We start from the raw sequence: 12,179 nt of genomic DNA, 5'->3' as shown, positions 1-12,179 counted from the left end.
TTCGTAAATGGGATTGTCCAAACTGCGGAACTACGGATATAGATCGGGATTTAAATGCCGCTCTTAATATCCGCGATAAAGGTATTCAGAAATTAAAAGCGGCTGGACAAGTCGTTACTGCTTGCGGAGGCTTGCGTAAATTCTGTCACGAACAGGTTGCGGCTTAGGAAACAAGAAGCATCGCCCGAATAAGGGCGGTGAGAAGTCACAGGCTCTGGAAAATTCACGGGACGAGGCGCTGCTCAAAAGGCAGGGTAAAAAATCCCCCTCTACAGAAAACACCGAGAAGGCAGAGAAAAATTGATTGAAATGCAAGTGATGATCGGACATCAAAACTGCGAGGTTATGGCCTAATGGAGTACCAGAGGGTAATAACGTTTGTGGCGAATTATATTACACGGCCTTTGGTATACCCATGTTACTTCAAAATGCTTTGTCAGGCATCTTGAAGTATAAGTATTAAGTGTAAGGCTACAGCCAGCGACGCACCCGTTTTTATAGCTGCTGTATTGTTCGCTAAGTAGCCCTTCCTGATACATTTCTGCGCGTCGGAAACTGCCCACCAGATACAAAACATGATCGGGATAAATAAAATAATTAACCACAGGTTATTTAACCACAAGGTAACGGCGAGGTATAAAAGCGCCAGCGACAAATACACCGGATTACGTGAATATTGGTATGGCCCGGCAAAGGTTAATTTTGTGGTGGCTGTTATAGGAGGTAACTGATATTTTTTGCATCCCACATAAGGGCCTTCAAATATACTTTATTTAACCTTTTTAAGTGCACATTTACATAAGCCCCCTCGCAATGCTTTGCACTTTTCACAGGGTTTATCTTTATAGGGAGTTGAAGCGAATTCTGATAAATCAGCCACATTACTTTTATCCGTTGAAAATTTCTTTGCGGCAGACTCAACCAGGGATAAATAATCCTGCTCTTTAGACTTTTTTTCCTTTTTATTTTTAACATTTTTTTTCAACGCTGACATGATAAACTCTCTTAACTCCCGGCAATACAAATAATAACCATTATCGCTCATATAAAGTCTACCCCCTAAACAGCTAAATCACCAATAAATGTTTTTAATTATTACATCCCTTTACTCTGTAACTGTTATACTCGCCGCCAATTAAAAATTTCAAAAATAAAAGATGGTGATGTAAATGAGTGTTGATGCAATAGGTTTGTCTGCTGAGTTATTAAAAGCGGTAAAAGCGTGCGGTTATAAAAATTTAACCCCAATTCAGCAGCAGGCAATTCCAATTATCCGCAGCGGGACGGATCTGCTTGCGAGCGCACAAACGGGCACAGGCAAAACGGCAGCATTTACTTTACCTATTCTGGATATGCTGGCCGGTAATGAGCAGGTAAAACCCGCTACCAATACCACCATTAAAGCCTTAATACTGACGCCGACACGGGAGTTGGCTGCGCAGGTTGCCAATAACATAAAAGAATACAGTGAATTTTTACCCTTAACATCCGGGGTTGTTTCCGGTGGGCGCAGTATGGATACGCAGACTAAAATGCTGAAAACTGGTGTTGATCTTCTGGTCGCGACACCCGGTCGGCTACTTGAGCATTTAACCCTGCGTAATGTGGATCTTTCTCATGTGAAATACCTGATCCTTGATGAAGCAGACCGTATGCTGGACATGGGGTTTTTGGGTGATATAGAGAAACTGATGGCAGTGATTAAACAAAAACATCAGACCTTAATGTTTTCCGCTACGTTTTCTAATAAAGTGAAAACATTAGCCAGACAGTTATTAACCACCCCGAAGACCATCGAAATCTCTCCGCAGAATTCGACAGCCGGTAAAGTAAAACAGCAGGTTTATTGGGTCTCTGAAACCCGTAAGCATGAACTTTTATCTGAATTAATCGGGGTAAAAAACTGGCGCCAGGTGTTAGTCTTCGCCGGCACCAAAGAAAGCGCCAACCTGTTAGCCAAAGAACTGCAGCTTGACGGAATCAAAGCGGCAGTTTGTCATGGTGATAAAACCCAGGGTGCACGTAATAAAGCGATCGAGAAATTTACCGAAGGCAGTGTCCGGGTTTTAGTAGCAACGGACGTCGCGGCACGGGGACTGGATATTCCGGACTTACCTTACGTGGTTAATTTCCACCTGCCGTTTTTAGCAGAAGATTATGTGCATCGTATCGGTCGTACCGGTCGTGCGGGTAAAAGTGGTATGGCGGTATCTTTAGTCAGCCCGAAAGATGAGCAGTTTTTAGATAATATTGAAACATTAATTGGCCGCAGGTTTGAACGTATTGTTTATTCGGGTTATGAAATGGACAGCTCGCTACCTTCACACTATGAGCAGGCAAATGACAAACCGCTGAAAAAAAGCCGTTACAAGGCAACTCAGGAACGTAATCAGATGCTGGCACTCAAGAAAGAAAAAAACAGCCCTGCCGCAATACGCAGAGAAAAGAACAAAAATAGAAAGAAACGCTAAGCTAGCCAAACCGGAGAAATAAAGCATCTCTCCGGTTAACTTTCCAACTAGCAAATAATCCCTCACAACGCCCGAAAAAATATCCACTAAAACAACGCTCAATTTTCAAAGCAAAAATTATTATTATTTTTTGCTAATAAATGTACAAATTTCGTTCAAAACACTCTGTCGATATCACGTAATGTAATCTATATTTTAACTGAGAAAGATGCCTTCTCATATTGTTGGCAATGTTTCTAAGGAGGATATAATGAACATAGTACCTAGAAACCAATGGCTCAGCCCTGAACATTTTTTCGATGATTTTTTTACCTTTAATAAACTAAAAGGTAAAGAGGGTTATTTTGAACCTCGTGTCGATATTATCGACAAAGATGACTCCTATGTATTTGTGGCTGAACTGCCCGGTGTAGATAAAGAGGATATTAATGTCCATCTTCAGGATGGTTTACTGACTATTGAAGCTAAGGTGCATGAAGAAAAAGAATCTGAAACTGATAATGTGATCAGAAAAGAGAGAAGATCCGGTTACTTCAGCCGCAGCATCAATGTGGGAAAAAACATTAAAGCTGATGAGATCAAAGCGGAAGTGATTAACGGGTTATTAAAACTGACTGCACCGAAAGTAAAACAAGCAGCGAGTGATGTTCATAAAATAGAAATCAAATAACAACTGCTATAGCTGAAGAGGTTAACCATTCAGTGGCTAGCCTCTTTTTTGTTTTCCTTTACCTTTTTAAGCTTGTTGCACCTTAACATTATCCGGCAAAATAACAGATTTATGCCGCTGACTAACGATGATCCCGGCGAAGACAATGGCAATGCTCAGCCACTGGGCTGTATTCAGACGTTCCCCTAATATAATGGCAGAAAGCATTAATGAAAAAATAGGTATTAAATTGGAAAAAGCCGCTGCCGTTAATACCGAGACCTTAACCAGAGCATAATTATATAACCCGTAACCACCAAAGGTAACCACTGTCCCCAGATAAAGAATATTAAGCAGTGCGCTACTATGATGTACCGTTGGCAAGTCGTGAAACAACAAAAAAGGAGCAAAAAACAAAGTGCCGCTTACCCCCTGCAGAGCGATCAGACTCAGGGGGGAATAACGCCCGGAAAGATACTTCAGGCTGACAGAGTAATAAGCGGCGCAAACCATGGCTAAAAACTCCAGAAAATTACCCAGCAGCGGATTGCTTGCCTGGCTTGAACTGGGTGAAATTAACGTCAATAAAATACTGCCGGTAATGCACAGTGTAAATCCCACTAGAATGGCTCTGGAAAGATGTTCTTTTAAGATATAAAAGGCAAGTATCGCCACTAATATAGGCAAACATGATACCAACACACCGGCTTGTGATGCGGATGTATTCTGCAGTGCCCCCCCTTCAAATAAAAAATATAAACAGGGCTCCGCCAGTGACATACTCAATAAATACTTCCAGTCTCCCTGCTGATAGCGACAGCGCTTTACCCAGCGCCACAAAAACAGAGAAACGATTAATGTGATCAGCATTCTTAGAAAAATGACCAAAGTCGGATCATAAAATTCAATGGCAAATTTTAATGCTACAAATGAACTTCCCCATAAAAATGTGGCAATAATTAAACATAAACTGGCTGGCATAGTGAGCGTCTTAAGGTGATTAAAAAAATAATAAATGAAAAATGCGAATAATTAACTGCCTGCTAAAGAAGTCAAACCTGAGTAAAAAGCGCCGGCACCGGAAACCGTGCACAACAGCAGCGACATACGGCGGATCAGCTGTTGTGATAAACGATCCACAACCAGCAAAGCCACGCGGTAACCGAGGTAACCTGCAGGTAATAAAGGGAGTGATAAATACAGATGGCTCAGGGTCATATAGCCGATGGGGATCTGCACTAATAACGACATAACTCCCCCGACAACGAAAAATGCGGCCATATTCCCGCGGATTAAATTAGCCTGCTGGTGCTGCATTAATAACGCCATTGGCGGCCCGCCAATGCCTGCGCTGGAGCCAAAAAATCCGGACAGAAATCCTGCAAAAAATAAACGTCTGGGTGTGGGCTCCAGCTTAACCGGTAACAGACTGACCACCACCGCCATCAACACAACAGTCCCCAATAAAAGTGAAAGTTGTGCCACATCGATATAGTAGAGCAGTGCAGCGCCGGCAATGGTGCCGGGAATACGACCGATAACAGCCTGTTTCAGCCCGGTGAAGGAGATATTAGCACGGTATTTTAATGCATTAATAACAGCTAAAAAAAGAGCAACGATTATTATCGGTCCCGGAATAAATTCGGGCGAGAGATGAATTAAAATTGGTGCTGCTACAACAGCAAGACCAAAACCTGTTGCACTTTGAATAAACGAACCGCAAAAAATCAGCAGCATTGCTATTAATAAATTATTATCCATTTCAGCCCGCCAGCATTAATAAAAATCCAGCTTATTTTACAGGAAGATAGACGATTTTATTACCTTTATTTTACGCCTGTTAAGTGCTGATAATAAGTTTATTATAATATCGTAAATCAAAATGTTCCGGCAAGTTCAAAATATCCACACTTGCTATCATTTTTATGCTCGAAAACGTTGATCTGTTGAAAAGTAACTTACTGCAGAGTATGAAAAACAAACTACCGTCTTTAATAAAAGAAATTACAATGATTTGCATCATTCAAATCAAACTGATATCACGTTTTTGCTATTTACATCTGCGCTGTGATTTGTCACTGTAACCGCTTTCAGTAGTTATCCAACAACACTCAAGCAACATCTGGTGTTGTTCTCTTCTCTTTAATAACTTACTGATTAGACTAATTAGTCCGACTTAAATATGGATTTTAAATCGTACCGGAATTCTACCCAAGCTACTGAAAAACAGATTTTGAGATTCGCTCAACTATCAGCCATAGGCACGGCATAAAAAATGCCCTCTCCGCAAGTAGCCTGGCAAACAACAATGGAGTTTATAAATGTATAAAAATAAGATTACTCAGGCATTATTATTAACTGCCGGCCTGTCTCTGGCTGCCACCTCTTTTACCAGCATGGCAGCAGAAGTACCTGCCGGTGTAAAATTAGCGGCTAAACAGGAATTAGTCCGTGGTAACGGCACTGAAGTCGCATCACTTGATCCGCACAAAACAGAAGGCGTGCCAGAATCCCATGTTATCCGCGACTTATTGGAAGGTCTGGTCAATCAGGATGGCAACGGTAAAATTATTCCGGGTGTCGCAGAGCGCTGGGAAAGCAAAGATAATAAAACCTTCACTTTCTATCTGCGTAAAGAAGCAAAATGGTCAAATGGCGATTCTGTCACCGCACATGATTTTGTATACAGTTTCCAACGTGCCGTCGATCCCCTTACCGCATCGCCATATTCCTGGTATATCGAAATGACAAGCATGAGCAATGCCGCTGATATTATCGCCGGTAAAAAGGACAAATCGACCCTGGGCGTAAAAGCCCTGGATGATTATACCCTTGAAGTGCAGTTAGATAACGCAGTCCCCTATTTTGTGATGATGATGGGCCACACGACAATGAAAGCCGTACATCAGGCAACGATTGAAAAATATGGCGAGCAATGGACTAAGCCGGAGAATTTTGTCGGTAATGGCGCATTTGTGGTAAGCAATTGGGTGGTTAATGAACGCATTGAGATGACGCCTAATAAATATTATTGGGATAACGCTAAAACGGTACTAACCAAAGTCACCTACCTGCCGATTGAAAACCAGGTTGCCGAGATGAACCGCTTCCTATCCGGTGAGCTTGATATCACCAACGAAGTACCAAACGAGCACTTTAAACGCTTACAAAAAGAGCATCCGGAATCACTGGCGATTAAAGGTAATCTGTGTACCTATTATTACAACTTTAACACTCAAAAACCGCCTTTTGACGATGTTCGTGTCCGTAAAGCTGTCTCCTATGCCATTGACCGTAATGTCGTCGCCAATATTTTATTGGGTCAGGGACAAAAACCGGCTTACTTCCTGACACCGGAAATTGTCGCGGGCTTCAGCCCTGAACTGCCGGAATATGGCAAAATGACGCAGAAAGAACGCAATGCAAAAGCTGTCGCGCTGCTTGAAGAGGCAGGTTACAACAAAGCCAATCCGCTTAAATTCTCCTTGTTATACAACACCAGCGAAAATCATAAAAAACTGGCAGTGGCAATCGGCTCTATGTGGAAGAAAACCCTGGGTGTAGATGTCACGCTGGAAAACCAGGAGTGGAAAACTTACCTTGAAACTAAAAAACAGGGTCAATTTGAAGCAGCCCGCGCCGGCTGGTGTGGTGACTACAATGAGGCATCCACCTTTACCACATTGATGGAAGGGCAAAATACCACGGGTGGCATTCACTATAAAAGCGCGCAGTACGACGAGCTAGTTAAGCGTGCAACGGAATCAACTTCCGAAGCTGAGCGCACCGAGCTTTATTACGCGCAGGAAACACTTCTGGCAAAAGATATGCCTATCGCCCCCATTTACCAATATGTTACAACACGTTTGGTCAATCCGCATGTTGGCGGTTATGCGGCAAATAATGCAGAAGATAAACTTTACTCCAAAGATATGTATATCATCGCAGAATAATCAATAAGCAGGCTATGAGACCATCGACAGGCAACTGCTGATGGTTTTCATTTTCACCTCTCCTCAAACTGAGAAATATCATGTTTAAATTCATTCTCAAGAGAGTCCTTGAGTCTATACCGACTATGCTGGTACTGATCACTGTCTCTTTCTTTTTAATGCGCTTCGCGCCCGGTAATCCCTTTTCCAGTGAACGTACCCTGCCCCCGCAGGTGATGGAAAATATCAATGCTAAATACGGATTGGATAAACCCGTTATGGAGCAATATACCACCTATCTGAGCAATGTTATTCAGGGTGATCTGGGTCCATCATTCAAGTACAAAGACTTTACCGTTAATGAGCTGGTTTCAGCCGCGTTACCGGTTTCGGCAAAAATAGGCGCCTTTGCCTTTATCTTTGCAGTTATTTTCGGGGTCGCCGTCGGCACCATTGCCGCCCTGCGCCAGAATACCTGGCTGGATTACAGCGTGATGTCCACCGCGATGCTGGGTATAGTCATGCCCTCTTTTGTACTCGCGCCGGTGCTGATTTATCTCTTTTCCATCAATTTAGGCTGGTTTCCTGCCGGCGGTTGGTTGGATGGAGGCTGGCAGTATATGGTTCTGCCGGTATTAGGGATGTCGATGATGTACGTGGCGACTTTTGCACGTATCACCCGCGGCAGTATGATTGAAGTCTTAAACAGTAACTTTATCCGCACCGCGCGGGCAAAAGGCTTAAGCTACTCTTATATCGTTATCCGCCATGCCTTAAAACCCGCCATGTTACCTGTTATCTCCTACATGGGACCGGCATTCGTCGGTATTATCACCGGCTCTGTTGTTATCGAAACCATTTTCGGCTTACCCGGCATAGGGAAACTATTTGTTAACGCCGCCTTTAACCGCGACTACTCGCTGGTGATGGGTGTCACCATCCTGATCGGTTTCCTGTTCATACTGTTTAACGCTATCGTTGATATTTTGCTCGCTTATGTCGATCCAAAAATTCGCTATTAAAGGACGGATCCAATGTTAACTAATAAAGAAAATTCGGCCGCAATCGAGTCATTCGCTGAAAACTTAGAGATTGAAGGCCGCAGTCTCTGGCAGGACGCACGCATCCGTTTTATGCGCAATAAAGCCGCAATGGTCAGTTTAGTCATACTGTTTCTGATCACCCTGGCGGTTATTTTTGTGCCCATGTTCAGTGAATTTGCCTTTGATGATACCGATTGGTATGCCCTGCATGAGGCACCTTCCATGACCCATCTTTTTGGTACCGATAGTCTTGGCCGGGATCTCTTTGTACGGACCTTGATTGGCGGACGGATTTCATTGATGGTCGGTGTTTTAGGCGCTTTGGTTGCCGTACTTATCGGTACCGTTTATGGTGCCAGCTCCGGTTTTATCGGCGGCAAACTAGACCGGGCCATGATGCGGATTTTAGAAATTCTCTATTCCATCCCCTTTATGTTTCTGGTGATTGTATTAGTGACCTTCTTTGGCCGTAATATTATTCTTATTTTCGTTGCCATCGGGGCGATCGCCTGGCTGGATATGGCGCGTATTGTGCGCGGGCAAACCTTAAGTTTACGCAGCAAAGAGTTTATTGAAGCGGCGCATGTCTGCGGGGTCAGTCAATGGAATATTATCCGTCGCCATATCATTCCCAACGTATTGGGCATCGTAGCAGTTTATTCCACCTTGCTGGTGCCAAGCATGATTCTCACTGAGTCTTTTCTGAGCTTCTTGGGGCTCGGTGTACAAGAGCCGATGACCAGCTGGGGCGCCCTATTACAGGAAGGCTCGCAAACAATGGAAGTGGCAATCTGGCAATTAGGATTTCCAGCCGCATTTATGGTTGTGACACTTTTCTGTTTTAACTATATCGGTGACGGTCTGCGCGACGCACTGGATCCGAAAGACAGATAAGCATAAAGGAAAGAAATAAAATGAGTTTATTAAATGTCAAAGATCTGCGCGTTGAATTTACTACCCAGGACGGTATGGTAACCGCAGTTAATGATCTGAATTTTTCACTTGAACCGGGTGAAACCCTCGGCATAGTCGGTGAGTCAGGATCGGGCAAATCGCAAACCGTATTCGCCCTGATGGGGCTGCTTGCAAAAAACGGGATTATCTCCGGCAGTGCACAATTTGAAGGCAATGAAATTCTTAACCTGCCAGAAAAACAGCTAAATACAGTTCGTGCAGAGCAGATTGCAATGATTTTTCAGGATCCGATGACCTCATTGAATCCTTATATGAAGGTCAGCAAACAGATGATGGAGGTGCTGATTCTGCATAAAAAAATGAGCAAAGAGGATGCTTTCGAAGAGTCGGTAAAAATGCTCGAAGCGGTTAAAATACCGGAGGCGCGTAGCCGCATTAACATGTATCCCCATGAGTTTTCCGGCGGGATGCGCCAGCGGGTGATGATTGCAATGGCTTTGTTGTGCCGGCCTAAACTGCTGATTGCTGATGAACCAACCACAGCGCTGGATGTCACCATTCAGGCGCAGATCATGGAACTGCTTAATGAATTAAAACATCAGTTCAATACCGCAATTATTATGATCACCCATGATCTCGGCGTGGTTGCCGGCAGCTGCGATAAAGTACTGGTGATGTATGCCGGCCGTACCATGGAGTACGGCACGGTTAATGAGATTTTCTACCAACCGAGTCATCCTTATACAGAGGGTTTATTAAAAGCCATTCCGCGTATTGATAGTGAAGGGGATATCTTACCCACTATTCCGGGTAACCCGCCTAACCTGCTCAATTTACCTCACGGCTGTCCTTATCAGGATCGTTGCCACCGGGTGATGGATCACTGTAGTAAAGAATCGCCTGAACTTATCCCCTTTAAAGAAGGCCGATCGCGTGCATGTTTCTCTGAGTGGGAGTCTTGGTAATGTCTGTTGAAAAAAAATTAATTTTAGATATAAAGAATTTAAAGGTGCAGTTTAATATCCCTTCAAAATCGATATTGCCTTGGGCAAAACCAACAGCCTTGAAAGCCGTTGATGACGTCAGCTTAAAACTGTATGAAGGTGAAACACTCGGTGTCGTTGGTGAATCCGGCTGCGGGAAATCAACCCTGGCGCGCGCTATTATCGGCTTGGTACCTGCAGCTGCAGGGAATGTCGTTTGGCTGGGAGAAGATTTGACCAAAATGGGCAATGAACCTTTACGCTTAAAACGCAAAGAGATTCAGATGATTTTTCAGGATCCCCTAGCCTCTTTAAACCCGCGTATGAATGTCGGCGATATAATTGCCGAGCCGCTGCGTACCTTTTATCCCAAGCTTTCCAAACAGGAAGTCAAAGATCAGGTTAAAGAGATGATGTATCGTGTTGGCTTGTTACCGAATGTTATCAACCGCTATCCACACGAGTTTTCCGGCGGGCAGTGCCAGCGGATCGGTATCGCCCGTGCACTGATCCTAAAACCCAAAATGATCATTTGTGATGAACCGGTCTCTGCGCTAGATGTATCTATTCAGGCTCAGGTGGTAAATCTGTTAAAAGAGCTGCAGAAAGAGTTCGGTTTAAGCCTGGTGTTTATCGCTCACGATCTCTCTGTGGTTAAACACATCTCAGATCGGGTATTGGTGATGTATTTAGGTAATGCCGTTGAGTTTTCCGAATGTAGCACCTTATTCGCAAACCCTCAGCATCCTTACACTAAAGCCTTAATGTCGGCGGTGCCTATTCCGGATCCTAAACTGGAGCGCAGTAAAAAAATTCAGATGCTTGAAGGTGATCTGCCCTCACCTATCAACCCGCCTTCAGGTTGTGTTTTCAGAACACGCTGCCCGGTGGCGGTAGCGGAATGCGCAAACAGAAAACCGAAATTGCTGGGTGATGAAAATCATTCAGTGGCTTGTTTATTACTGGAAAAATAAACCGGCCGGTAGCAAAGATAAAAAGCGCAGTCACAGGTGATAATTACCGCTGCGCTTTTATATTAATGCTGTTAATTGGCAGATATATTTAGATATACTGCCTCATACTTCACCTTACATTAATGTCCTCCAGCTTCAGACAACCTCGGCTACTACTCCATCAGCTTTTGACATCCTCCCAACCTATAGGATGGGGCTTACTCGCTAATTTGCTAAGGATCCGAAAGGTTATCGATAAGACCACCGTCTAACTGGATTTTTGGGGATTCTTATTGCAACTCACTACAATGGCTTTCTTAGTAAAATCACGTCATCTCCAATGAATTCCAACTCAAGGTTGTCACGCTCTGCCAGATAGCAAAAAGTCGCCCGGCTAAAAAAGCTCACGTGAGTAGGATCATATTTATAATGCCAGCAGGCAAACGCTTCAAGATCTATAACCTGTTTAGTCATTATTCCTATCCAACCACCCGGTTTAACTAACTTTAACCATTGCGACCAGATTTTTTTAGGATAAAAGAGGTGTTCGATCACCTCTGTCGCAGTCACAAAATCATACGTTTTTTCCAGTACACCTGCATCAGGATGATAGAAAATATCGTATAACGCAACGCTGTATCCAGCCTCGCGCAACATGTGTGCCAGTGCGGGTCCAGGCCCACAGCCAAAATCCAACCCTTTAGAGCCTGATGCCAGCCTATCAAGAAGAGGCAGGGCTAAACGGGATAAAAACCGTCGATACCCCTGGTCATCAGGGTCATTTTCATGATGATCATAGTGAGCTTTCTCACTCGCGGCATCCAGTCTCTGCTCCTGAGATACAAAGACCAACTCACAACGATCACACTGAAAATAGCAGCGATTTTTGTCTTCAAAATAGAATTGGATCTGATTTGATGAACATAAAGGACAAAGGTGCAAGAAGACCTCCTCTAATTTAGAATGTGCATATAACACTGAATAGGGTCATTATAATCGCTCATCTTACTCGCTTTTACCGCTGACGAGCATAACGATCTATCTATTTCATTATAAAATTCAAACTCTATTGTCTTCATGCTACTTATAATCATTTGGGTGTAGATCTTTTGAATCGACGTAAGATCTATTTTATTTCAGTGGGTTATAGAATTTTTAAGAAGAAAGAAGAGCCTTTTTGTGTTAGTTATGTAGTTACCACACCGCACAAAAAGCACCAAAAGGCCTTCTATG

General features: G+C 43.6%; 13 protein-coding genes. 8 read left to right on the top strand and 5 right to left on the bottom strand.

Translation table 11 applies throughout. The features are described 5' to 3' along the window. A partial coding sequence (locus ABZA00_RS13555; RefSeq protein WP_372882693.1) for a zinc ribbon domain-containing protein occupies positions 1–167 on the top strand: 167 nt, incomplete at its 5' end. 269 nt (positions 168–436) lie between these two features. Here the strand turns inward: ABZA00_RS13555 and ABZA00_RS13550 are convergent. Together ABZA00_RS13550 and ABZA00_RS13545 are read right to left on the bottom strand one after the other, a co-directional pair. Further along, on the bottom strand, positions 437–748 hold the full coding sequence (locus ABZA00_RS13550) for a methyltransferase (protein ID WP_372882692.1): 312 nt from the start codon (positions 746–748) through the stop codon (positions 437–439). A gap of 21 nt (positions 749–769) precedes the next feature. Beyond that, positions 770–994, bottom strand: a complete 225-nt coding sequence (locus ABZA00_RS13545) for a hypothetical protein (protein ID WP_372882691.1) — start codon at positions 992–994, stop codon at positions 770–772. 175 nt (positions 995–1,169) lie between these two features. On the opposite strand from ABZA00_RS13545, the gene ABZA00_RS13540 reads away from it, so the two are divergent. Then, positions 1,170–2,471 carry a DEAD/DEAH box helicase gene (locus ABZA00_RS13540; RefSeq protein WP_372882690.1) on the top strand — a complete coding sequence of 434 codons (1,302 nt, stop codon included), beginning with the start codon at positions 1,170–1,172 and terminating at the stop codon, positions 2,469–2,471. Between the two features lie 250 nt (positions 2,472–2,721). Next, on the top strand, positions 2,722–3,141 hold the full coding sequence (locus ABZA00_RS13535) for an Hsp20/alpha crystallin family protein (RefSeq protein WP_372882689.1): 420 nt from the start codon (positions 2,722–2,724) through the stop codon (positions 3,139–3,141). Positions 3,142–3,207: 66 nt separating this feature from the next. Here ABZA00_RS13535 and ABZA00_RS13530 read toward each other — a convergent pair whose 3' ends face one another. Further along, complete coding sequence (locus ABZA00_RS13530; RefSeq protein WP_372882688.1) at positions 3,208–4,101, bottom strand: DMT family transporter; 894 nt, start codon at positions 4,099–4,101, stop codon at positions 3,208–3,210. 51 nt (positions 4,102–4,152) lie between these two features. Next, entirely contained in the window at positions 4,153–4,881 is a 729-nt protein-coding gene (locus tag ABZA00_RS13525; RefSeq protein WP_372882687.1) for a sulfite exporter TauE/SafE family protein, read from the bottom strand. A 560-nt stretch (positions 4,882–5,441) separates the two neighbouring features. On the opposite strand from ABZA00_RS13525, the gene ABZA00_RS13520 reads away from it, so the two are divergent. From ABZA00_RS13520 to oppF, 5 genes are all read left to right on the top strand, one after another. Beyond that, positions 5,442–7,073 carry an ABC transporter substrate-binding protein gene (locus ABZA00_RS13520; protein WP_372882686.1) on the top strand — a complete coding sequence of 544 codons (1,632 nt, stop codon included), beginning with the start codon at positions 5,442–5,444 and terminating at the stop codon, positions 7,071–7,073. An 80-nt stretch (positions 7,074–7,153) separates the two neighbouring features. Next, positions 7,154–8,074, top strand: coding sequence for an oligopeptide ABC transporter permease OppB (gene oppB / locus ABZA00_RS13515; protein ID WP_372882685.1), 921 nt, complete (start codon positions 7,154–7,156; stop codon positions 8,072–8,074). A gap of 12 nt (positions 8,075–8,086) precedes the next feature. Then, complete coding sequence (gene oppC / locus ABZA00_RS13510; RefSeq protein ID WP_372882684.1) at positions 8,087–8,989, top strand: oligopeptide ABC transporter permease OppC; 903 nt, start codon at positions 8,087–8,089, stop codon at positions 8,987–8,989. A gap of 20 nt (positions 8,990–9,009) precedes the next feature. Next, complete coding sequence (locus ABZA00_RS13505) at positions 9,010–9,975, top strand: ABC transporter ATP-binding protein (RefSeq protein ID WP_372882683.1); 966 nt, start codon at positions 9,010–9,012, stop codon at positions 9,973–9,975. Then, positions 9,975–10,967 (top strand): murein tripeptide/oligopeptide ABC transporter ATP binding protein OppF, encoded by a 993-nt coding sequence (oppF, locus tag ABZA00_RS13500; RefSeq protein WP_372882682.1) that lies wholly within the window; start codon positions 9,975–9,977, stop codon positions 10,965–10,967. Before ABZA00_RS13505 ends, oppF begins: the two co-directional genes overlap by 1 nt. 282 nt (positions 10,968–11,249) lie before the next feature. Here the strand turns inward: oppF and ABZA00_RS13495 are convergent, their stop codons facing one another. Then, entirely contained in the window at positions 11,250–11,888 is a 639-nt protein-coding gene (locus ABZA00_RS13495; protein WP_372882681.1) for a class I SAM-dependent methyltransferase, read from the bottom strand. Positions 11,889–12,179 lie beyond the last annotated feature (291 nt).

This window comes from Psychromonas sp. (genome assembly GCF_041586535.1).
In the GTDB taxonomy this organism is placed as follows: domain Bacteria; phylum Pseudomonadota; class Gammaproteobacteria; order Enterobacterales; family Psychromonadaceae; genus Psychromonas.
The sequence above is the reverse complement of the archived record's forward strand: the minus strand, read 5'-3'. Positions and strand labels throughout refer to the sequence as shown.

Coding starts and splice junctions, on each gene's coding strand:
- ABZA00_RS13530 (WP_372882688.1), bottom strand. CDS start 4,101: ATGCCAGCCAGTTTATGTTTAATTATTGCCACATTTTTATGGGGAAGT.
- oppF (WP_372882682.1), top strand. CDS start 9,975: ATGTCTGTTGAAAAAAAATTAATTTTAGATATAAAGAATTTAAAGGTG.
- oppC (WP_372882684.1), top strand. CDS start 8,087: ATGTTAACTAATAAAGAAAATTCGGCCGCAATCGAGTCATTCGCTGAA.
- ABZA00_RS13520 (WP_372882686.1), top strand. CDS start 5,442: ATGTATAAAAATAAGATTACTCAGGCATTATTATTAACTGCCGGCCTG.
- ABZA00_RS13505 (WP_372882683.1), top strand. CDS start 9,010: ATGAGTTTATTAAATGTCAAAGATCTGCGCGTTGAATTTACTACCCAG.
- ABZA00_RS13540 (WP_372882690.1), top strand. CDS start 1,170: ATGAGTGTTGATGCAATAGGTTTGTCTGCTGAGTTATTAAAAGCGGTA.
- ABZA00_RS13535 (WP_372882689.1), top strand. CDS start 2,722: ATGAACATAGTACCTAGAAACCAATGGCTCAGCCCTGAACATTTTTTC.
- ABZA00_RS13525 (WP_372882687.1), bottom strand. CDS start 4,881: ATGGATAATAATTTATTAATAGCAATGCTGCTGATTTTTTGCGGTTCG.
- ABZA00_RS13545 (WP_372882691.1), bottom strand. CDS start 994: ATGTCAGCGTTGAAAAAAAATGTTAAAAATAAAAAGGAAAAAAAGTCT.
- oppB (WP_372882685.1), top strand. CDS start 7,154: ATGTTTAAATTCATTCTCAAGAGAGTCCTTGAGTCTATACCGACTATG.